A 22,198-nucleotide genomic window follows, 5' to 3' on the forward strand; every position below is an offset into this window, starting at 1 on the left:
TGTGACATATTTACGGCAAAATTTTGACACTGGCATCCACAGGAGCAGATCACTACAATCTGCCCCTCTCTTACCTGGTGGGCAAAAGCAGTGGAACAGTTTGACGTTATCGTAATTGGGGCAGGCGCTGCCGGGCTTTTTTGTGCTGCGCAGGCCGGACAGCGTGGTCGCCGCGTGTTACTGCTGGATAACGGCAAGAAGCCGGGACGCAAGATTTTGATGTCTGGCGGTGGGCGCTGCAATTTCACCAATCTCTACACTGAACCGGCCGCCTACCTGTCGAATAATCCCCACTTTTGTAAGTCGGCCCTCGCGCGCTATACCCAATGGGATTTTATCGATCTGGTGAATCGCCACGGTATCGCCTGGCATGAGAAAACCCTGGGGCAGCTGTTTTGCGATGATTCTGCCCAGCAGGTGGTCGATTTATTAATGGCCGAATGTGACAAAGGTGGTGTCACCGTTCGGCTGCGCAGCGAAATACTGAGCGTAACCCGGGATGATGCGGGCTACAGCCTGCAGCTCAACGGCAGCGCGGTTCAGGCTGAGAAGCTGGTCATTGCCAGTGGCGGCCTTTCCATGCCGGGCCTGGGTGCATCACCGTTTGGCTATAAAATTGCTGAGCAGTTTGGGCTGAAGGTGCTGCCCACGCGCGCGGCGCTGGTGCCCTTTACCTTACATAAACCACTCCTGGAACAGTTGCAGACGCTGTCAGGCGTTGCGCTGGATACGACCATTGCGGCAAAAGACGGCACCCTGTTCAAAGAGGCGATGTTGTTCACCCACCGCGGCCTGTCCGGCCCGGCAGTGTTGCAGATTTCCAGCTACTGGCAGCCGGGCGAATACCTCACTGTGGACCTCTCTCCGGCCACCCGTCTTGAGGATTTCCTGACGATTCAACGTGAGGCGCATCCGAATCTGAGCCTGAAAAACAGCCTGGCGAAAATTCTGCCTAAGCGCCTGGTGGAGGTCCTACAGGATATGAACGTCGTGCCGGATGTGACGCTGAAGCAACTTAACCGCAAGCAGCAAACAGAGCTGGTGCAGACGCTGCATGGCTGGCAGGTTCAGCCTAACGGCACCGAAGGTTATCGCACCGCCGAAGTGACCCTCGGTGGCGTTGATACTACTCAACTGTCATCGAAGACGATGGAAGCGCGGGACGTACCGGGGCTGTATTTTATCGGTGAGGTGGTGGACGTGACTGGCTGGCTCGGCGGCTATAATTTCCAGTGGGCCTGGAGTTCGGCCTGGGCCTGCGCCCAGGCGCTGTAAGGTCGCCATCTCGCCCTGCACTCAGGCATAACGCGAAACCGCATAGTCCGCATGGGCAATCTCGGGCGGTTTGCCTGAAATCACATCACTCAACAGCTGGCCGGAGCCGCAGGCCATCGTCCAGCCCAGCGTACCGTGGCCGGTATTCAGCCACAGGTTGCTGAAATGTGTATGGCCGACGATGGGCGTGCCGTCAGGCGTCATGGGACGTAACCCGGTCCAGAAGGTTGCCTGCTCAACGCGACCGCCACGGGGATAAAGGTCGTTCACTACCATTTCGAGTGTTTGCCGTCTGGCAGGCAGCAGGGTGTTGCTGTATCCCACAATTTCCGCCATACCGCCCACGCGAATGCGATCATCAAAGCGCGTAATGGCAATTTTGTAGGTTTCATCCAGCACCGTGGACACCGGCGCGGCTGACGCATCGGCAATGGGGATCGTCAGCGAGTAGCCTTTGAGTGGGTAAACCGGAACAGACATGAGTGGCCGGAGTAATGGCGTGGAGTACGAACCCAGCGCCATGACGTATCCGTCCGCCGTCAGCGTTTCGCTGCCACAGGTCATACTGCTGATCCTGTCTCCCTGTGTCAGCAGCGCATCCACGGTTGTGTTAAAGCGAAAGTCGACGCCCGCCTCGCGCGCCATTGCCGCAAGCCGCTGGGTAAATAACTGGCAATCGCCGGTTTCGTCATTAGGCAGTCGCAGCCCGCCGGTCAGCTTATGCTTAACCGCCGCCAGCGCCGGTTCAACCTCGGCCAGTTGTGAGGCTTCCAGCAGTTGATAAGGAACGCCGGCGTCCTGCAACACGGCGATATCGCGTGCCGCATTGTCAAACTGCTGAGCGGTGCGAAACAGCTGCAGCGTGCCGCCCTGACGCCCTTCATATTCAATGCCCGTGCTGGCCCGCAGTGCTCTGATGCAGTCCCGGCTGTACTCTGCCAGCCTGACCATTCTGGCCTTATTTTCGGCGTAACTCTGCGGATTGCAGTTTTTCAGCATTTGCATCATCCAGGCAAGCTGAAAACGTGAGCCATCCGGGCGCACGGAAAGGGGAGCATGACGCTGTACCATCCATTTCACCGCCTTTAAGGGAACGCCCGGCGCGGCCCAGGGCGCGGCATAGCCTGGGGAAATTTGCCCGGCATTGGCCGCGCTGGTGCCTAATGCCGGACCGGCTTCTTTATCAATCACGGTCACCTGATGTCCGGCCTGCTGCAGATACCAGGCGGTTGTTACGCCCACGACACCACTGCCGAGTACAATAATTTTCATTTTGATCGTTATCCTGCATGCGTTATCGCTCAATGGCGCAGGCGTTGCCTGGGCCATCTGTTCTCGTTGTGGCTTATGCCTGACCCCGGTTTTGTGCCTGCCAGCATCGCACCGCGCTGCCTTTTTCCTGCGACAGAAGTAACTGAGGCGCCTCGCAGCCGCTGGTGGCTTGCGGACAGCGGTCGCGGAAATAGCATCCCGTTGGCAGGTGGCGGTTACCCGGTAGCTCGGTGTTCAGCGGCGCGCCATCCAACACTGCGCCGATGCGCGGCACGGACGCCATCAGTAGCTGGGTATAAGGATGTTGCGGGGCGTCAAGGACGCGCTGTGTTTCACCCAGCTCCACAATTTGTCCCAGATACATGACTGCAACGCGATCGCTCATATGGCGCACGACCGACACGTTGTGCGATATCAGGATATAGGTCAGGTTTTGCTGTTTTTGCAGTTCTACCAGCAGATTCAGAATCTGCGCCTGAACAGAAATATCCAGTGCCGAGGTCGGTTCATCCAGCACGATAATATCGGGCTGCGATGACAGGGCCCGGGCAATCGCGATGCGCTGACGCTGGCCGCCGGAAAACGCATGCGGCGGACGGTCCAGATATTCGGGGCGAATACTGACCTGGTGAGCCAGTGATTCCGCCAACGCGCGCCGCGTTTTTTCTGAAGCACGCGACTGAATCCACACCGGCTCGGTGATAATGCGCCAGACGGGCAGGCGGGGGTCGAGTGAAGAGAGCGGATCCTGAAACACCATTTGCATGCGACGTCCCCGGTTATCGGCAGGCGCTGTTGCCAGTTCGAGCTGGCCTGAGGTTGGGCTGAGCATGCCCATCAACAGTTTCGCCAGGGTGCTTTTTCCACAGCCGGATTCGCCAACAATCCCCAGCGTTTCTCCCTGTCTGACCTCCATATCCAGGCCATTCAGCGCATGGACCTGTTCCATGACTTTGCCGCGCCAGTTCTTTTTGGCCGGGAAGGTGACATGTACGTTTTGCAGCGTAAGCAGAGCGTCAGACATGCTGCGCCTCCTGTTGTGGATACCAGCAGGCAACCTGCTGCGCGGCGTTGTCGGTAGTATGCAAGCGCGGCGTGGTGGTGCAGCGTTCTCCTGCCGCAAAACAGCGATCGCGAAAGGCACAGCCTGCGGGTAAACAGGCCAGATTAGGCACGGTGCCGGAAATGGATGCCAGCGGAGCACGCGGTTCAATCGCGTCAGGCGAGCAGGCCAGCAGACCAATGGAATAGGGATGGCGTGGTGAACGCAGCACGGTTTCAGTGACGCCGCTTTCAATGACGGACCCGGCATACATAACGTAGATCCGATCGCACAGCTGTGAAACCACAGCCATATCGTGACTGATAAACAGCACGGCGGTGCCGGTCGCTTCGGCTTTTTGTTTCAACAGGCGCAGTACCTGCCGCTGAACGGTAACATCCAGTGCGGTCGTGGGTTCATCCGCAATCAGCAGGTCTGGCTCACAGGAAAAGGCCAGGGCAATCATGACGCGCTGACGCATTCCGCCTGACAGTTCAAAGGGATAGCGCTCCATAACGTTCTTCGCATCCGCAATTTGCATATCGCCCAGCAGCGTAAGCGCCCGGGCTTTTGCCTCACGGACAGACAGAGGACGATGCTGTCTGATCACATCGACCATCTGTTTGCCAATGCGGCGGGTCGGATTCAGCGCGGTCATGGGCTCCTGAAAAATCATGGCAACACGATTGCCGCGCATTTTGCGCATGTCCACTTCACTGGCGGCGAGGACATCCTGACCCGCCAGCTCCAGCCTGCCGCCTTTGATGTGATAGCTGTGTTCCGGAATGAGCCGCATCGCCAGCATGGCGGTGACGGATTTCCCCGAACCTGATTCGCCGACAACGCCCACAATCTCGCCGCGATTGATGTGCATTGATACGCTATTCAGCACATTCACCTCTCCCTGATAAACCGGGAAGCTGAGACGTAAATCCTCGATCGTCAGAATTCTTTCTTGCATCAGTTACGTCCTCCCGCTTTGGGGTCCAGCAGGTCCTGGATGCCATCGCCAAACAGATTGAATCCCACCGCTGTGATCAAAATCGCGGCCCCGGGAAAGGTGCAGTACCACCACTGGTCAAGAACATAGTTACGTCCGTTAGCCACCATTGCCCCCCATTCCGCCGTCGGTTGCTGAGCGCCCAGCCCGATAAAACCCAACGTGGCCGCCATCAAAATGGCGCTGCCAATATCCAGGGAGGCCTGCACCACCAAGGGCGGCAGAGCATTGCGCAGGATATGCCAGCTAATCAGGTGCCAGCGCGAAGCACCGAACGTTTTTGCCGCTTCAACAAAGGTATGCTGTTTGACGATTAACGTCTGACCGCGCGCCAGCCGGACATAGAAAGGGATGCGCACAATGGCGATAGCCAGCATGGCGTTGAACAGGCTCGGCCCCAGCGCGGCAGCCAGCGCCATGGTCAGTACCAGAGAAGGAATAGACAGCATGATGTCCATCAGGCGCATAATTATCGCATCGCTGCGGCCACCTAATACGCCGGACAGACAGCCCAGTAACGAGCCGCTTATGCCTGCCAGCAGCACGACCGCCAGCCCTGCCGCGACCGACTGCTGGCTCCCCACCAGGACACGGCTGAACAGATCCCGCCCCACCTCATCAGTCCCGAACCAGTGCGCGGCACTGGGTGGCTGGAGGCGATCGGTCAGGCTAATGGCGTTGGGATCGTGCGGCACAATCCACGGTGAAAACACCATTAATCCCAGCATCAGCGTGATGATGGCGGCACCCAACAGGGTCAGAGGGCTTTTACTTAGCATCCACAGGCGGCGTTTCCAGGCGAACAGGCTGGGTTTTACCTGACGCACGGCGGGCTGCTCTTGCGTTATCATCATGTTCTACGCTCCCCGACCCATTCGCGGGTCAATCCACAGATAAAGAAGATCCACGAACAGGTTTACCAGCACGTAAGCAAAGGAAACCACGATGGCGAAGCCCATCACCGCCGGGAAATCAAGCGCCTGAATAGAAGACACCACATACGCGCCCATACCTGGCCAGGCAAACACGGTTTCGGTTAATACTGCACCATACAGCAGGTCGCCTAATGCCAGGCCCAGTACGGTTACGGAGGGAATCAGGGCATTGGGCAGGGCATAGCGCACGACGATAGTCCATTTCGGCAGCCCGCTGGCCAGCGCGGTACGAATATAGTCTTCGCTCAACTGCTCCAGCATGGCCGAGCGAATCTGGCGCGCCACAATGCCAAGGTGAACAAAGGCCAGGGTGGTGGCAGGCAGGATCAGATGCTGAAGCGCATTAAAGAAGACTTCGATGTTGCCTTCCAGCAGGGCATCGATCAGATAGAAGCCGGTAACGCGCGCAGGGGGATCGAGCCAGTCATCCAGCCGTCCGCCGCCGGGCAGCAGGTTTAACTTGCCATAGAACAGCACGATCGCCCCCAGGCCCAGCCAGAAGGCCGGTGTGGAAATCCCGGTCAGCGCCAGCAGACGAACCAGATGATCGAGCCAGCGGTTACGATACACCGCAGAGAGCACGCCCAGCGGCACGCCAACGAGCAGGGCGATGGTCAGGGCACAAAAGGCCAGTTCCAGAGTCGCGGGAAAAAACGCCCGCAGATCGTCCAGGACCGGGCGACCTGTCCGGATAGAGGTGCCCAGGTCGCCATGTAACAGCTGCTCCACATAACGGATAAATTGTTGCCATAACGGTAAATCCAGCCCCAACTGCTGACGGATGTGCTGGACGATTTCATCACTGGCGCGGTCGCCCGCCAGCAGCCTGGCAGGATCCCCGGGAATAAGATGCGAAATAATAAATGTAATGACGCAGACGCCGGCGACCACCAACAGTAGTCCCCAGCTACGCTGTCTTAATAAACTCCAGTAACTCATCATGTCTTCCTCAGCAGGGCCAGGCAGGCCCTGCATGAACGGGCGTGAGCGGTGTTATTCTTTATGCATGGTGGCGATGTTAAATATTTGCTCGAGCATCGGGTTAAACACGTAGCCTTTAACCGATTTGTTCATCGCAACCTGATAATTTTTCTGGAATAAGTAAACGTAAGCTGCATCGTTAATCACGATATTTTGCGCTTGCTGGTAATCGGCAGTCCGCTCAGCCTGATTCGTGGTCGATACCGCTTTTTTCAGCAGCGCATCGACTTCAGGGTTGGAATAAAAGGAGCGGTTACCCGGCAGGCCTTTTTTGTCTGACGCAAACCAGTAATTCATAAACATGTAGGGATCGGCGAAGTCCGGGCTCCAGTTACCAATCGCGATGTCATAGTCTGCTTTACCGATGCGCTCACGCATGGTGGCGTTGGCCAGTTTTTCCAGCTTCACATTGATGCCAATAGCCTGAAGGTTGGCCTGCATCGACAGGGCAATCGGCTCCCAGTTGGGATCGTTGTCAGAATAGAGGAACGACAGCGACTGCGGTTTAGTGGCCACTTTATCCATCTCCGCTTTGGCTTTCGCAAGATTAAAGCTGTACTGCATGGCCTTGGCATCGTAGCCCCACATGCCTTCCGGAATCGGTCCACGCATCTGTTTACCGTTGCCGCCCAGAATGCCCTGCACCATTCCCTGATAATCGGTGGCCCAGGAGATCGCTCTGCGCAAATCGGGCTGGTTCAGAGGCGGTTTACTGTTGTTGAGATAGAGATAGGTCACGCGCAGAGCGGGATAATCCCGCACTGCCACCTCATTTTGCTTTTTCAGGGCGGCAAACTGGTCCATCGGCAGGGCGTCCGCAATGTCCACATCACCTTTTGCCAGCTGCAGGCGTCGGGCCGAACTTTCACTGATAATCTTTACGGACACGCGCTTAAAGGCAGGCTTAGGTCCGGAGAAATGTGGATTCGGCACCAGCACGAGCTGCTGACCTTTCTGCCAGCGCTGCAGCATGTAGGCGCCAGAGCCCGCGGTATGGTCGGCCAAATAACTGCGCGCGTCGTCAGCGGCATTCGCTTTCAGCACGGCAGGGTTGATGATGGAAGCGCCGTCGTTAGCGAGAGTGTAAAGGAAAGGCGCAAACGGCGTCTTCAGTGTGAAGCGCACGGTAAGCGGGTCCACGATCTCAACGTTGAGATCGGACGGGAACGCTTCTGAAGGCCCCTGCTTAATGCGCAGCAGGCGCTCAAACGACAGCTTAACGGCCTCCGCGTTAACGGCTGACCCATCCGCAAACGCGGCGCCGGGACGTAATTTAAACGTCCACACCTTTCCGTCCTCGCTGCTCTGCCAGCTTTCTGCCAGATCGCCTTCAACGTCTGTCGAACCCTTCCCGTCCTCGGTTTTGTATTTGATCAATCGTTGGTAGGCAGGATAGGTAACGGTCCAGTCGTTATTATCGATAGTCACGGCAGGATCAAGCGTCTGGGGATCGGCAGCTTTACCTATCACCAACATGTCTTTGGGAACCGCCGCCAGGACGGATGTCGTGGTGGCAGCAAGGGTCATGGCCAGTAACAAAGGGCGAAAATAGCCGGGTGCTGTGTGCGTCATTTTCATGGTAATACTCCGTCAGTCTGGGCTGGGGATATGCAGGTAAAAACATCATTGAGCAGCGGATAACGGGCCGCTTCCGGTAATTCGAAATGCCACCATTCCGTGGCAATGCCAGTGAAGCCGCCGCCAAACATCACGGCATTAAGCAGCAGCCTGTTACGTTGAGCCGTTAGCGGTACGTCGGGATGATAGGGATGGGACAACGCCTGCATTTCATCGAATCCGGTACCCATATCCAGGATCTGACCTTCGGCATCGACCAGCGTGACGTCAATGGCGGTACCACGACTATGGTTGGATCCTTGCGATAAAGGCACCACGTAATTCTGATCGGGGCAGGCGTGCCACAGCAGCTCCTGGGCTTTTTGCGGGCGATAGGCGTCCAGCACCAGCAGACTCAATCCGGCCACTTTTGCGATAGCGATGCTTTTCGCCAGCGCGCTGACCGCATCGGGGTGCAGCAGACAGCGGGCGACGCTGTAGATGGGCTGTCCCGTGATGTTATCGGCGGTGGCATATTTCAGGTCGATAGTGAGCGCGGGAAAGGCCGCTGCAATATCGACCAACTCTGTTTCCTGCATCATGCTGTAATCCCTGTTTTGTTAATGTTCAAACTGGCCAAATTCCTGCTGCAACAGTCGGTTCTGTGCCAGACGCTCAGAAAGCGCCGGGCCAAGTCGTTCCACGATGGCAGACAGCAGCAGGTTGAAAAGGCAACTAATGGGCGCAAGAGAGTCCCAGAAATTGGCGGTATCCGTTTTTACCTGAAGCAGATCAACCGGGTAATCACGCGCCCATGGGCACCAGATATCGGTGACGAGCGCCATCGCGACCTGGCGCTCGGTGGCAATCCGGCAAAACTGCCTTGCTACGGTGGAATAGGCCCGGGTATCGGTAAGAATGACGTAAGGCCTTGAAGACTCGGAATTCAGCGACTCCAGCCAGCTGCCTGAGCTGCCATCGGCGTAGGTAACGCGCGGGCGCAAATATTCCAGATGACTGAAAAAGGTGTTGGCAATGCCGCGTGTAGACTGAATACCCAGCACGATGACCGTGTCGGCATCCGCGATTTGCTGGCTGATATGGCGGAAAGTATCCGTTTGGGCCAGCTGATAGACATAGCGAATGGCATCCAGCTCCATCTGCAGGGACTGGCTGGACAGGTCGGGCAGGGTGCGTTGCTGCTCCCAGGAATCAAGACGGTCAATAACGCCCCATTGCTTGTAGGGCGTATTGGGGACGTCGCGCAGCAGGTTTTTCACATCATCAAGGTTTTTAAACCCCAGCTTACGCAGGTAACGCCCTACGGTTATACCGCTGGTACCGGTCGCCTGGGCGATGCTGTCAGCCGTTTCAAACGGAATTTGCTCGGGATGACTTAACAGCCACGAACTAATCCGCTTTTCGCTTGGCGTTTGCAGGCTAAAAGCGGCTTCGATTTTTTTGAACAGGGCTTCGTTCGCGCTCATGTTGTCCTCAATGTTACCTGGCTGTCATTGTCCGCTGCGTTGTTAGTCAGGTAACAAGCACAATGCATGCCATATTTCTGAGGTGCATGAAAATAAGCCGCACGTCAGAGGATTCAGTAAAGGGAGTGAGAGGAGTGAATAGCCCGTCCATCAATCTGGCGCAATTAGGGTGCAACATATTTGAAACCTGCATCACATTGGGGCAACAAAATCGGCGGGAAATGTGATGCAGGTGAAGAAAACGGTTCAGCACGGCGCGGACCCGGTCAGCGCGGTTAAGGCCGTTGCGCTACGAGGTCTGAGGACAAGGCCTGAGTGGCCTGAACGGTGCGGAGACATTACTCGCCATGCTGAGGGCCAGTCAAAGACGATCGGTTTTTCAGGTCGCGTTTTGAACCTCAATGAGTGAGGTAAAGCAAAAATCAGCGGTGGCCGCGCAGGGGAAAATTCAGCGTTAAAATAACCTGTTTCTGGCGTGATTTTTTAAAAACGGCGGCCTTTTACATGCAGAAAAAATTATGGCTGACTACCGCTTCGCTAAAGTGACTTTTAAGAATGTTTACCGGCAATAAAATGGCAGTAAACACGATTCAGTCACATACTTGCTTTTTTGACTCGTTAAGTGACACATCATGATTAGCTTCGTTCGTTCTTTGTTCGCCAGCCCGGATAAATTCCTGCAGATAATGAGCCGCCAGGACATAAACGACTCCATTGCGGATGGTGAGCGCATAATTATTGATGAAAATGGCAATGCTGCCGTCAATATTCTCAGTGATGAAGTAAAGGAAGATTTCAATCGGCACGTCAATACCTTAAAGGGAGTTTGAGGTGGGAACCGCAATTTTTATGGTACTGATGGTGAGTGGTTATTGGTACACCAGCCGGGATCTGTCCAGCCGTTTCAAAATGCGTCGTTCTTCAGGATGGGATGTCTATTTTCTTGTCGCACTTTACGGCTGTATTTTTGTACTGCAGGGCGTTTTCGTCACCGCCCTTATCTGGTTTATCTTGTTTATTATTTCAAGCGTTTCCAATTTCCTGTATGCGTTTCCTGGCGATCATTTGCAACTGCAAATGAAGTTCATGAACTGGAGTTTTCTCGGTATTCAGGCCCCAGTGGTAATCATGCTGGGCTTTGCCATCCTGTTCTGTCTCTACCGGTCAAACTGGGCAGGCAGCGCACAACTGAACGTGTCAGGTCGCAAAGATCTTTATCAGAAGCTTTCACGATCCAATGGTGTTGAACAGATGCTGTTCCAGTGCATGGAAGAAGGAGAGCTGGCGTGGATCACCTTAAAATCCCGTCGTATTTATATCGGCATGGTACACGCTGCCACCTTTGAATATGAGCGCACGGCCAATATCGTGCTCATCCCGATGCTGAGCGGCTACCGCGACAGCCATACGCTGAAACTGTCGGTCGAGCACAACTACAGCAGTTGGTATGCCGAGCACGACATCACACTGGATTCTGAGCCGAAAAACGCGATGGCATTTCGAAAAGTCATCATGGTGGATCAGATTGAAAGCTTCTCACTGTTTGATCCTGCCAGCGCAACTGCACTGTCAATGGGCGAAGACCATCCGCAGAGCGTTGAGAAAAGTCGTGAAGGTGACCATTCATCCCCGCCAGACCAGCAAATTGAATAATACAGCAACACCTCTGTCCGTACGTATTCACTGCCCCATCAATGCTGTCTGAATGCAAAATAGCATTGATGATGCAGTGTGTTTGCCAATACGTATCTACGCTGTTTACTGCGTTTATCAACGAGGAAACTCTATGGCTTATCAAGGCAAAGCGTTAGTGATTGGTGCATCACGTGGCATAGGACTGGCGGTCGTCAAGGCGTTTGCGGCCAACAACTGGCAGGTCACGGCAACCCATCGCAGTGAAGTCCCCCCGCAGGGGGAAATCCCGCAGGTTGACTGGCGTCGGCTCGATATGACGCAGACCGAGGCGGTCAAGCAATTTGCGGTTGGGCTGAGCGGGCCGCCTTTTGACGCGATTCTGATCAACGCCGGCATTTACGGGCCTGCGCATCAGAAGCTGTCAGAGAGCAACGATGCTGAGCTAATCCAGCTGTTTATGACCAATGCCGTTGCGCCGATACGAACCGCAGAAATTTTGCTGCCGTTACTGAACCAGCAACACGGCGTACTGGCGTTAACCTCATCTCAACTTGCCAGCCTGAATGAGAATCGACATGCAGAAGCGCCACTTTACTCAGCCAGCAAAGCGGCTCTTAATATGCTCACGCGTTCGCTGGCCAGACCGGTGGCGGCGCAAAACGGCACGCTACTAACCCTGCATCCCGGCTGGGTCAAAACGGATATGGGAGGCGATGCGGCACCGCTCACGCCTGAAGAAAGCGCCAATGGGATTGTTACGCAGTTAACCGCCAGTCGGGGACGTGGCGGCCACCATTATCTGGACTACGCGGGCAAAACGCTTCAGTGGTGAGGTAAAGGTTGCAGTAACGCTGACGGGCTGACAGGGATAATGGCAGCCCGTCAGCGTGAAATTTTGCAACATCCACGCCCCGGCATTACACTGCGCTTTTGATTACATTGATTGAAGGTGCTTATGTCTCAGCCCTACGAGCGACAACCGCTACCCTTACCGGGTGGCCATAAAAAAGTGCTGTTGCACTCCTGCTGCGCGCCCTGTTCGGGAGAAGTCATGGAGGCGATGCTGGCATCCGGCATTGAATACACCATCTATTTCTATAATCCGAACATCCATCCGCTTAAAGAGTATGAGCTGCGCAAAGACGAAAATATCCGCTTTGCCGAAAAGTTTGGCGTGCCGTTTGTCGATGCGGACTACGATCGTGACGACTGGTTTAAGCGTGCCAAAGGGATGGAGTGGGAACCGGAGCGCGGTGAGCGCTGCACCATGTGCTTCGATATGCGTTTCGAGCGCACGGCGCTGTACGCCCATGAAAATGGTTTCCCGGTGATCACAAGTTCACTGGGGATTTCCCGCTGGAAGAACATGCAGCAAATTAACGACTGCGGCGTCCGTGCTGCCGCACATTATCCCGATCTGTCCTACTGGGAATTCAACTGGCGTAAAGGCGGCGGATCGGCACGCATGATTGAAATCAGTAAGCGTGAGAGTTTTTATCAGCAGGAATATTGCGGTTGTGTTTACTCCCTACGGGATACCAATCGTCATCGCGTTGCCAGTGGTCGCGAGCGGATCCAGATTGGCGTACAGTACTATAAGCCTGATGATAACTAGTTTTTTGCTGCCACGGTTAAAGCAAGCGGACTAAATGACCAACCCCGAAGGTTTCGTTTATTCCGCTAAATAACTTCTTTTTTGGGGGGTTTTCAGCCTTACTACATACGCTGCAAGGATGGGCGTTGCTGTCGGTAACGTTCAGTCGCTGGCTTTTACGGCATACGCTAGGCGTACAGCCCATCATCTGCTTGAAGGAGCGGGTAAAAGACTGCTGACTTTCAAAGTGGTATTTAACCGCCAGGCTGATAATGGGCGCATGGCTGTATTTTAAATCATTAATACAGGCAATTAATTTCTTTCTACGGATGTAATGGGCCAGCGTTTCATTATGATAACGGGAAAATAACTTTTGTAGATACCATTTTGAATAACCCGCCTTTTCAGCAATGTCGTCAATGCTTAAGCGCTGGTCCAGATTCTTATTAATCCAGTCAGTAACAGAAATAATCACGCTCTCATTGTATTTGTTCTCATTCATAACACCCCCTTAAATTTCGAAGGTGATTGTAAATTATCCTGTGTTTCTCAAAACATTACATGCGTAAAGATTCTTAAGGAAGTGAATGGTTATTTCCTGCGATGTGGAAGTAAAGGCTAAAAGATTATATTACGTTGCGATTTGTGTATTATTTGTTTACTGAATAGAGGGCATAATGAGTGATGTGATTAATTCACGCCAATAAGCATCGCGTTCATTTCCCCGTTTACCGGACAGGAATAACGCCTTCTGCGAGGGTGCAGGCACCGTCGCAGAAGGGCCATGGCTCAGAGCAGGTTGTTCTCGGCCAACTCAAGTGCAAAATAGCTGAAAATCAAATCTGCGCCAGCCCGCTTGATCGCGCCAAGGCTTTCGAGCACGACATTACGCTCATCGATGGCGCCCGCCTGGGCCGCGAATTTAATCATCGCGTACTCACCACTAACCTGATAGGCCGCCAGCGGAAGTTCGGTGCGCTCGCGGATATCGCGCAGAATGTCCAGATAGGCTCCGGCCGGTTTAACCATCAGTGCATCGGCACCTTCAGCCGCGTCAATTAGCGACTCGCGAATAGCCTCACGACGGTTCATCGGGTTCATCTGATAGGTTTTACGATCGCCTTTCAGGGCCGTACCTGCCGCTTCCCGGAAGGGGCCATAGAAGGATGATGCAAACTTGGTGGAATAAGACATGATCGCTGTCTGGGTAAAGCCTGCGGCGTCCAGCGCCTGGCGTATCGCCTGAACCTGGCCATCCATTGCGGCAGAAGGCGCGATAAAGTCGGCCCCCGCCGCCGCCGCCACAACGGCCTGCTTGCCCAGATTGATCAGGGTGGCATCGTTATCGACGCCGTGGTCACACAGCACGCCACAGTGGCCGTGGCTGGTGTATTCGCAGAAGCAGGTATCCGACATCACGATCATTTCAGGCACGGTGTCTTTGCAGATTTTCGACATACGCGCCACCAGGCCGTTTTCATTCCACGCATCGCTGCCGGTCGCGTCGGTATGATGGGAAATCCCGAAGGTCATGACCGAGCGAATGCCCGCCTTAGCGATACGTTCAATTTCATAGGCAAGACGTTTTTCAGGAATACGTCTTACGCCAGGCATGGCCTGAATATCTTTATAGTCATCAACACCTTCCTCAACAAAAATGGGCAGGGCCAAATCGTTCAGGCTAAGGCTGGACTCCTGAAACATTGCACGCATTGACGCGCTGGCGCGCAATCTTCTGGGACGTTGGGTAAGGGAAAAATCAGACATAGACACTCACGTAGCCAGTTTAAATAAGACGCACAGTCTACTCCGATTAGGTGCAGGCGATGAAGGTTTGTGTGCGGTGTGCAGAGGCAGCAAAAGATTCTCCCGCCTCAGGGGCGGGAGAGAGGGGCGTTACTCGTTGATATTTGGGTGCTGTTCAACCAGATTTTTACGTTTGGCTTCCAGGCGGGCCATCTCGGCGTCGATATCTTCGATTTTCTGCTCGATGTTATCGTGATGCTCCTGCAGAATTTCGCGCGCTTCTTCCATGTCAGAGGCGGCGGGAGTTGCACCTTTCAGGGGCTTATTCGCCGTCTCTTTCATGTAGAGGCCGGTAATCAGGCCAATGACTGCAACCACCATCAGATAGTAAGCGGGCATATAAAGGTTGTTGGTCGATTCTACCAGCCAGGCCGCTAACGTTGGCGTCAGGCCTGCAATCAGTACCGATATGTTGAAGGCGCTGGCTAATGCACTGTAGCGAATGTGCGTCGGAAACATAGCAGGCAGTGACGAAGCCATCACGCCGGTAAAGGCATTAAGGATAACGGCCAGCAGCAACAACCCTGCGAAAATCATTCCCAGCATGCCACTGTTGATCATCATGAAGGCCGGAATGGCGAAGATCATCAGGGCGATACTGCCGATAATCACAAACGGACGACGGCCAAAGCGGTCGCTCAGCAGCCCCATCACGGGCTGGACAAACAGCATGCCCATCATGATGGCGATGATAATCAGCACGCCATGATCTTCAGAGTAGTGCAGGTTGTGCGACAGGTAACTTGGCATGTAGGTCAGCAACATGTAATAGGTCACGTTGGTTGCAATAACCAGACCGATACAGGCTAGCAGGCTACGCCAGTGTTTCGTGGCGATTTCTTTGAAAGAGACTTTCGGACCGTCACGCAGGCCTTCGCGATCGCCTTGTTCCAGTTTGTCGACGTGCTGCTGGAACGCGGGGGTTTCTTCCAGGGCATGGCGCAAATACAGGCCAATAATACCCAGTGGCAGGGCCAGGAAGAACGGAAGACGCCATCCCCACGCAAGGAAGTTCTCTTCGCCGATGATGGTAGAGATTAAGACGACGACGCCCGCGCCCAGCACGAAGCCGGCGATAGAACCGAAGTCCAGCCAGCTTCCCATAAAGCCGCGCTTACGGTCAGGCGAATACTCGGCCACAAAGATAGAGGCACCGGTATATTCCCCACCGACTGAGAAGCCCTGGGCCATTTTGGCCAACAGCAGCAGAACCGGCGCCCAGATGCCAATGGAGGCATAGGAGGGAATCAGGCCGATACAGAAGGTACTGACCGACATAATGACGATGGTAATCGACAGGATTTTCTGACGACCATATTTATCCCCCAGCATGCCGAAAAACAGGCCGCCTAAAGGACGAATCAGGAAAGGAACGGAGAAGGTTGCCAGTGCGGCAATCATTTGAATCCCTGGAGAGGCATCCGGAAAAAACACCTTACCTAAGGCATAAGCCACAAAGCCATAAACACCAAAATCAAACCACTCCATGGCGTTACCCAAAGAGGCGGCGGTAATGGCTTTACGTAAACGGGAATCATCAATGATGGTGACATCATCTATCCCAATCGGTTTTACACGCTTCCTACGCAATTTCATAGAATTACCCTGTAATGGAACATGAAAGTCCTCAACGGCGCGAACCGAAAACAGCGTTCAGACCGCTGCGTTGAGGAAATTTAAGCATAGCCGTAAAACAGCATTATCTGTCGATCCATCAAAACAACAAATACTGTTGTTATCTGATTTATCGGCCGCAGAGTATAACGTTTTTGTGTGATATTTGTCATGTTTGACCTGAAAACGAACAATTTTACCGGTGGTTTATAGCAGCCCCTGAAGCGAAAAAAAGTCAGGTTCTGCACGCGTTTGCGTGTTAAGTGAGCGCTGCGGTTTGAGCTCACTCAGCCGTCTGGCTTAAAGCTATTAATAAAGATTAAGGATTGGGCGGGTTAAGGTTTGAGGCTTGCCTATCAGAACGCCTTCAGCAATACTCTTTCACCTTGATTTGGAGGAAGAATGCCAAGGAACTCCCCCCTTACTTGCCAGAGCCCTTGGGTGGCGCAGATAGATAGTGTAGAAAGAAAATTAATGAATTCCTCTGAGGTGCCCACGGCTTCCCGGTCTCCTGAGGCGCAGCTCAGTTCTGGATGGCTTAGCTGCCGCACGAAATACTGGATTGACCGCCTGGCTCAATTGAGCGAAGCATTACAAACATCGACCGTGACAGGTAAGCAACGCTCGGAATACGAGGAGTGCCAGCAACTGTTGCAGCAGTCGATGCCTACGCTGCAACGGCTGAATCAGCGCGCCAGTGCGCCTGTTGAGCACGTCATTCAGCAGGAAGAGGCCATTGCGGTGGCAATGCGGGCGGCGAGTAAGCAGCGTGCAGCACAGCGAAAAGCGCGTTGATTTAGCGCTTCTTCGCCGTCATTGTGCCGCGTGCGTCAGTAAGTTGCGGCTCAGGTGTTTTCAACCTCAACCGGCAAATGACCATATTGTTTCATCCACGCCACGATCGTGGGGTTATCCATGGGCCTGGCGTAAAAATAGCCCTGGATAAAGGTGACACCATGCTGCTGTAAATAGCGGAACTGCATTGCCGTTTCGACGCCTTCTCCCAATACCTGCAGCTTCAGTTTATGGCTCAGACTGATAATGGCGTCCAGCACCGGCGTTTCCCCCTCCAGGGATTCGATGGCATTGATAAAACCCTGATCGATTTTTAGGTAGTCCAGCGTAAAGGTTTGCAGGTAACTCAGAGAGCAGTGCCCCGTACCAAAGTCATCAATAGCGACTTTCATGCCTGCCTGACGTAGTTGCGCCAGCTTAGCCGCGACAAGGCTCCCTTCTTTGATCAGGCTCCGCTCCGTCAGTTCCAGAGTAATGTTGAATTCGGTTCTCGCCATCCTGTCAGCAAAATTAAGCATATCGTCAACAAAATCCGGGTGCTGAAGATGCTCGGCAGCCACGTTAATCGCCAGATGAAAGCCGGGGTTAGGCGCCCAGCTTTGCGTGTCTTCAACGATCAACGCCATCAAATGATGGGTAATCGGGATAATCATCCCTTCCGCTTCTGCGGCGGTAATAAAGGTGTCCGGGCGCACGCTGTTACCGTTGGGCAGGGTCCAGCGCAACAGGGCTTCTGCGCCCGTGCAACGTTGCAGCGTGCAGCTGTAGGTAGGTTGATAATGCACGCTGAACTGACGGGACTGAATGGCGCGACGAATTTCATCTCCCCAGGAAAAACGTCTGCGAAGCCAGGAGGCGGTAAGAATCATAAACAGCACGGAAAAAATCGCCGCCATCGGCATAAACACGAAAAGAAGCTGCGTCCATGTTTTAACCAGCTCAGCACCGGGCGCTATCAGGGTGACCTTGATGCTATAGCGGGAAGAGGTGGCATGATAGACCTGAGGCTTAAGCCACCTGTCGTCGGCCATTTCACGATCGCCTGACACGATTGGCGCACCGTTACTAAAACGCATGGTTATCTGATAATGATGCGTACTGCCCAGCGCGCTCATAAAATCAATAAGATACTGCCCTTCAACCATCACCCAGAGGGCTCTGCCAGCTGCCAGCTGGCGCACAAATATCACGGCAGGTCGGTCTGGCACGATGTAAGAACCCGCGATGGACAGGCTCCACCAGTCTTTGCCGGTCACGGGCGGGGCGACGCCAATCATGGCTTTAAGCGTAGCGGGCTTGTTACCGTAGGCAGAAGAGCAGCTTACCGTGTTACTTTCCAGTTTGCCGATACCGCGAAAATAGGGATGGAGAGTGCTATTAATCCGCAGCGTATTTTCTATCTTTTCACAGGGTTGGTACTCATACTGGCGCAGCCAGGCGATCATGCTCCAGGCGTTATCGCTGATTTTTTCTGCCTGAGACAGTAAGGTCGCGGCCGTATCAATTTGCTGTTCTTTTACTGTTTTTCTGGCATCAATTATCGTGAACAACAACCCCAGGAGCAGCGGCAATAGTCCTGCGAGGACAATGAGCGATTTGGCATGCTCATGTTTTCTTTTTATTAGCGGCACCGTAAAAACCTCTGAATCGTGATCGTGTTTTGAGAGGTGCTAAGGGTTAATGCAGCATAGCACGCCAGTTCACGCCGCTGGTGAACGGTCGGAAATCCCTTATTCTCCGATATGGTCAATTATCGACCTGGCAGGCAATTAATTGACAAAAAATTCATGCTATTAGTGAATGCTCACACATTAGTTTGATGGCGGCTGTAAACCGGTCGTGGAAAAGGTGAGCTTGGGGGTGTCCTGAAAAGGGTGCAGCGAAGCCGTGGGAGGAGTAATCCAAAACACGGCAGCCAGAAGGGAGAGGAATGAGAACCCTCTTGTTGCCTGGAAAGCGCGGCTGACTAACTGATGACGCGCCATAAATATGAGTACAGCAACCTGTCTAAATTACCCTGTGCCCCGACAGCATAACGACGTCGGGGCAACAACGTTTAGTCCTGGAAATAGATCTGCTTCAGGGCGACTTCGACGCCGCGCAGTTCTGCAAGTCCTTTAAGGCGGCCAATCGCGGAATAGCCTGGATTGGTGCGCTTACGCAAGTCATCCAGCATCTGGTGACCATGATCGGGGCGCATCGGGATGGCTCGCTGTTCGCCCGCCCTACGGCGACGCTGCTCCTCGGCCAGGATCACTTTGATGACGCCAACCATATCCACATCGCCTGTCAGATGGGCCGCCTCGTGGAAGCTGTTGGGGTTCGTTTCTCGCTTTGTTGCCCGCAGGTGCACAAAGTTAATGCGGTCGGCATAGGTTTCTGCCATCTCGATAAGGGCATTATCCTCACGTACGCCGTAGGAACCGGTACAGAAACAGAATCCGTTATGCAGGCTGTCTACCGTTTCTTTCAGCCACTGCATGTCCTCTTGCGTGGAGATAATGCGCGGCAAACCAAGAATTGGACGGGGAGGATCATCAGGATGGACGGCCAGCTTAATGCCGACTTCTTCCGCCACCGGCACGATGGCGCGCAGAAAGGTGGCCATATGCTCGCGCAGCCTGGCTTTATCAATACCGTCGTATTGCGCCAGCTGTGCCTGAAATTGTTCGAGCGTATAACCCTCTTCTGCGCCGGGTAAGCCTGCGATGATGTTGCGCACCAGCGTGGCTTTCTCTTCCTCGGTCATGGCGGCGAAACGCGTTGCGGCGGCCTGTTGTTCGGCGGCGCTGTAATCTTTTTCCGCGCCGGGGCGTTGTAACAGATGCAGTTCAAACGCGGCAAAGGCATCGGCATCAAAGCGCAGCGCCTTAGCGCCGTCCGGCAGTTCCCAGGCCAGATCGGTACGCGTCCAGTCAAGAACCGGCATAAAGTTATAGCATACGGTATCAATCCCGCAGGCTGCCAGGTTGCGAATTGACTGCTGATAATTGGCGATGTAGTGCTGATAATCGCCGCGTTGGGTCTTAATCGTTTCGTGCACAGGAATGCTTTCAACGACTGACCAGGTAAGACCTTTTTCCGCCAGCAGCGCCTGACGCGCTTTGATTTCGGCTACAGGCCACACTTCTCCGTTAGGGATGTGATGAAGTGCTGTGACAATTCCTGTTGCACCTGCCTGGCGGGCATCGTCAAGTGACACAGGATCGTTCGGGCCGTACCAGCGCCATGTATGTTCCATTATTGCTCCTTGGTGGACGTGTGGCCCAGTGGTCAGGCCGCTGGACCAAGAGTAAGATAGCGCGTAAATTAAGGCCGTGATCCGGATCGCAGCAATATAAATACGTATCATCTGATGCCCGAAAGGCGGCCTGCAACAGGAGAGAGTTATGGGGTTAGCGGTACTGAAAACTGAGCGGCTTTATCGGCAAATTGCTAATGCCATCATTGCGGGCATTCATGGCGGCGATTTCGTGCCGGGCGGGGCGCTGCCGCCCGAACGGGAACTGGCCCGACAACTGGGCGTCAGTCGTTCATCGGTGCGTGAAGCCCTGATAGCGCTGGAGATGACGGGTTACGTCAGCATCCACACCGGTACGGGGGTTTTTGTCGCTCAGACCTTACCGCAACCTTCAGCAGGCAAAGAAACCGAGAACTTCAGCCTGCAGGATCTGCTACAGGCGCGCGAAGCCTATGAGAGCATGCTGGCGGGCATGGCGGCGCGAAACGGCAGTGAGGCCCAGCGTCAGCAGCTGCTGTCCCTTAGCGCAGCGCTCCAGGCATTTAATGAAAACGACGCGGCTTTCATCGAGCAGGATAAAGGCTTTCATCTGCTGATTAGCGAGATGAGCGGCAATGATCTGTTGCGGGAAATGATGGAAAATCTGTGGAACAAACGCGACAGCGCCCATTTCCGCCGGCTGGAACGTCATTATGCCGACAATACCTTTGCAGATGAAATGAACGCGGACCATCAGCGCATCGCCGAGGCAATTGCGTCCGGTGATGAGCAGGCTGCACAGGCGGCGATGAGAGATCATCTGCAGCATGTGCAGCAGCGTTTACTTGGTTAACAGCCGCGAAGGCTTGGGGCGGCCGGTTCCCAGCATAATGGCCAGACGGCTCCCGCCCGGGGTAGTTTCCATTAAAATTTTAGTGATGCTGGTCAGAGGAACGGACAGCAGCATGCCGACCGGGCCCAGCAGCCAGCCCCAAAATATCAATGACAGAAACACCACCAATGTTGATAAGCCCAGACCGCGCCCCATGATGCGTGGCTCAAGCATATTGCCGAAAACCATGTGAATGGCAGTAAACAGCGCCGCCACCATTGCCGCGTCAAACACGCTGTTGAGCAGCAGCGCCTGCAGGAAAGGAGGAATACCGGCAATAATCGGCCCGATATTGGGAATAAAGTTAAGGATAAAGGCCACCACGCCCCACAGTAACGCAAATTTCACGTCCAGCAGGTAGAGCGTCAGCCAGACCGCGATGCCGGTGATCAGGCTGATTAGCGTCTTCAATGCCAGGTAATGCGTCACCCCTTTTAAGGCCTTGTGTAAACCGGCGATACGAATTTTGGGGTTCACAAACGAGTTACGCATTTTATAAGGCAGATGGTGCACCTCAAACAGCATAAAGACCACGGTGAGGATCAGTAACACGGTATTGGTCATCGCGCCTGAAAAGCCACTCAGCGCCACACTGGCCAGATTCATAACGGTATTAGGGTCGAAGCGCTGAACCAGGGCATCGGTTGAGATATTGAGATGGATGCTGGCTGCCAGATGCTGAACCACCGCCATTTTCTTTTCCATGATGGTGCGCAGTTGAGGATAGAGGTCGGAAAACTCACTCATCGAGCTTGCCAGTATGGCTCCCAGCAGCAGAATCACGATAAAAATCACCGTAATCACCAGGGTAATCGCCAACCCCCGCCGCAGCCCGCGCCGCATCAGTATCGTGACTAACGGATTCAGTACGATGGCAAAAAAGGCCGCCAGAAGTAACGGGACCAGAATGTCGGAGGCCGCTCTTATCCCGGCAAGGATAATCACCAGCATCGCGAGTTTGATTAAGATATTTTGTCCAATTTTTTCCTGCTGTAACGCGTTCATTCTGTATCTCTACGCATAAATAACTGATGAAAGTGTAGTTGAAGGAAAAGTAACGGTCTGATTTGTTAAGGGAAACGGTAAATCAGGC

Annotated in this window: 21 protein-coding genes; 7 read left to right on the forward strand and 14 right to left on the reverse strand. The window is 54.1% G+C overall.

The window, feature by feature from the left end:
- Positions 1–90: 90 nt before the first annotated feature.
- Entirely contained in the window at positions 91–1,275 is a 1,185-nt protein-coding gene (locus PAGR_RS01410) for a BaiN/RdsA family NAD(P)/FAD-dependent oxidoreductase (RefSeq protein ID WP_014604810.1), read from the forward strand.
- Positions 1,276–1,296: 21 nt separating this feature from the next.
- Here PAGR_RS01410 and PAGR_RS01415 read toward each other — a convergent pair whose 3' ends face one another.
- From PAGR_RS01415 to PAGR_RS01450, 8 genes are all read right to left on the reverse strand, one after another.
- Positions 1,297–2,547 carry a D-amino acid dehydrogenase gene (locus PAGR_RS01415; protein WP_014604811.1) on the reverse strand — a complete coding sequence of 417 codons (1,251 nt, stop codon included), beginning with the start codon at positions 2,545–2,547 and terminating at the stop codon, positions 1,297–1,299.
- A 73-nt stretch (positions 2,548–2,620) separates the two neighbouring features.
- Positions 2,621–3,571, reverse strand: a complete 951-nt coding sequence (locus PAGR_RS01420) for an ABC transporter ATP-binding protein (protein WP_014604812.1) — start codon at positions 3,569–3,571, stop codon at positions 2,621–2,623.
- Positions 3,564–4,550: an ABC transporter ATP-binding protein gene (locus PAGR_RS01425; protein WP_013027597.1), complete on the reverse strand. Its 987-nt coding sequence runs from the start codon at positions 4,548–4,550 to the stop codon at positions 3,564–3,566. The genes PAGR_RS01420 and PAGR_RS01425 overlap by 8 nt, the downstream gene beginning before the upstream one ends.
- Positions 4,550–5,443, reverse strand: coding sequence for a D,D-dipeptide ABC transporter permease (gene ddpC, locus PAGR_RS01430; protein ID WP_014604813.1), 894 nt, complete (start codon positions 5,441–5,443; stop codon positions 4,550–4,552). Before ddpC ends, PAGR_RS01425 begins: the two co-directional genes overlap by 1 nt.
- Positions 5,444–5,446: 3 nt before the next feature.
- Entirely contained in the window at positions 5,447–6,463 is a 1,017-nt protein-coding gene (locus PAGR_RS01435) for an ABC transporter permease (RefSeq protein WP_029569247.1), read from the reverse strand.
- 54 nt (positions 6,464–6,517) lie between these two features.
- Positions 6,518–8,083, reverse strand: coding sequence for an ABC transporter substrate-binding protein (locus PAGR_RS01440; RefSeq protein ID WP_014604815.1), 1,566 nt, complete (start codon positions 8,081–8,083; stop codon positions 6,518–6,520).
- Complete coding sequence (ddpX, locus tag PAGR_RS01445; protein ID WP_013027593.1) at positions 8,080–8,664, reverse strand: D-alanyl-D-alanine dipeptidase; 585 nt, start codon at positions 8,662–8,664, stop codon at positions 8,080–8,082. The genes PAGR_RS01440 and ddpX overlap by 4 nt, the downstream gene beginning before the upstream one ends.
- Before the next feature lie 18 nt (positions 8,665–8,682).
- Positions 8,683–9,549: a MurR/RpiR family transcriptional regulator gene (locus tag PAGR_RS01450; RefSeq protein ID WP_013027592.1), complete on the reverse strand. Its 867-nt coding sequence runs from the start codon at positions 9,547–9,549 to the stop codon at positions 8,683–8,685.
- A 632-nt stretch (positions 9,550–10,181) separates the two neighbouring features.
- Between PAGR_RS01450 and PAGR_RS24050 the strand changes: the two genes are divergently transcribed.
- The 4 genes from PAGR_RS24050 to PAGR_RS01475 all read left to right on the forward strand — a co-directional run bounded on the left by PAGR_RS24050 (position 10,182) and on the right by PAGR_RS01475 (position 12,799).
- On the forward strand, positions 10,182–10,379 hold the full coding sequence (locus PAGR_RS24050) for a hypothetical protein (RefSeq protein WP_013027591.1): 198 nt from the start codon (positions 10,182–10,184) through the stop codon (positions 10,377–10,379).
- Position 10,380: 1 nt separating this feature from the next.
- Complete coding sequence (locus PAGR_RS01465) at positions 10,381–11,202, forward strand: hypothetical protein (RefSeq protein WP_013027590.1); 822 nt, start codon at positions 10,381–10,383, stop codon at positions 11,200–11,202.
- A gap of 133 nt (positions 11,203–11,335) precedes the next feature.
- Positions 11,336–12,016, forward strand: coding sequence for an SDR family oxidoreductase (locus tag PAGR_RS01470; RefSeq protein ID WP_014604816.1), 681 nt, complete (start codon positions 11,336–11,338; stop codon positions 12,014–12,016).
- Between the two features lie 123 nt (positions 12,017–12,139).
- The gene (locus PAGR_RS01475; protein ID WP_014594818.1) at positions 12,140–12,799 is read left to right on the forward strand and encodes an epoxyqueuosine reductase QueH; all 660 of its coding nucleotides are present in this window, start codon (positions 12,140–12,142) and stop codon (positions 12,797–12,799) included.
- A 16-nt stretch (positions 12,800–12,815) separates the two neighbouring features.
- On the opposite strand, the gene PAGR_RS01480 is transcribed toward PAGR_RS01475, so the two are convergent.
- From PAGR_RS01480 to proP, 3 genes are all read right to left on the reverse strand, one after another.
- Positions 12,816–13,280 carry a helix-turn-helix domain-containing protein gene (locus PAGR_RS01480; protein ID WP_013027587.1) on the reverse strand — a complete coding sequence of 155 codons (465 nt, stop codon included), beginning with the start codon at positions 13,278–13,280 and terminating at the stop codon, positions 12,816–12,818.
- 287 nt (positions 13,281–13,567) lie between these two features.
- The gene (gene hemB, locus PAGR_RS01485) at positions 13,568–14,545 is read right to left on the reverse strand and encodes a porphobilinogen synthase (RefSeq protein WP_014594817.1); all 978 of its coding nucleotides are present in this window, start codon (positions 14,543–14,545) and stop codon (positions 13,568–13,570) included.
- Positions 14,546–14,674: 129 nt separating this feature from the next.
- Entirely contained in the window at positions 14,675–16,180 is a 1,506-nt protein-coding gene (gene proP, locus PAGR_RS01490; RefSeq protein WP_013027585.1) for a glycine betaine/L-proline transporter ProP, read from the reverse strand.
- Positions 16,181–16,672: 492 nt separating this feature from the next.
- Here proP and PAGR_RS01495 point away from each other — a divergent pair, with 492 nt between their 5' ends.
- Positions 16,673–16,993 carry a hypothetical protein gene (locus PAGR_RS01495; RefSeq protein WP_013027584.1) on the forward strand — a complete coding sequence of 107 codons (321 nt, stop codon included), beginning with the start codon at positions 16,673–16,675 and terminating at the stop codon, positions 16,991–16,993.
- A 50-nt stretch (positions 16,994–17,043) separates the two neighbouring features.
- Here the strand turns inward: PAGR_RS01495 and PAGR_RS01500 are convergent, their stop codons facing one another.
- Both PAGR_RS01500 and uxuA read right to left on the reverse strand, forming a co-directional pair.
- Positions 17,044–18,624 (reverse strand): EAL domain-containing protein, encoded by a 1,581-nt coding sequence (locus PAGR_RS01500; RefSeq protein ID WP_014604818.1) that lies wholly within the window; start codon positions 18,622–18,624, stop codon positions 17,044–17,046.
- Between the two features lie 425 nt (positions 18,625–19,049).
- Positions 19,050–20,234: a mannonate dehydratase gene (uxuA, locus tag PAGR_RS01505; RefSeq protein WP_014604819.1), complete on the reverse strand. Its 1,185-nt coding sequence runs from the start codon at positions 20,232–20,234 to the stop codon at positions 19,050–19,052.
- 148 nt (positions 20,235–20,382) lie between these two features.
- On the opposite strand from uxuA, the gene PAGR_RS01510 reads away from it, so the two are divergent.
- The gene (locus tag PAGR_RS01510) at positions 20,383–21,066 is read left to right on the forward strand and encodes a FadR/GntR family transcriptional regulator (protein ID WP_013027581.1); all 684 of its coding nucleotides are present in this window, start codon (positions 20,383–20,385) and stop codon (positions 21,064–21,066) included.
- Here PAGR_RS01510 and PAGR_RS01515 read toward each other — a convergent pair.
- Positions 21,055–22,110 carry an AI-2E family transporter gene (locus PAGR_RS01515; RefSeq protein WP_013027580.1) on the reverse strand — a complete coding sequence of 352 codons (1,056 nt, stop codon included), beginning with the start codon at positions 22,108–22,110 and terminating at the stop codon, positions 21,055–21,057. The genes PAGR_RS01510 and PAGR_RS01515 overlap by 12 nt on opposite strands.
- Between the last annotated feature and the right edge of the window lie 88 nt (positions 22,111–22,198).

The organism is Pantoea ananatis PA13 (assembly GCF_000233595.1).
Taxonomy (GTDB): Bacteria; Pseudomonadota; Gammaproteobacteria; order Enterobacterales; family Enterobacteriaceae; genus Pantoea; species Pantoea ananatis.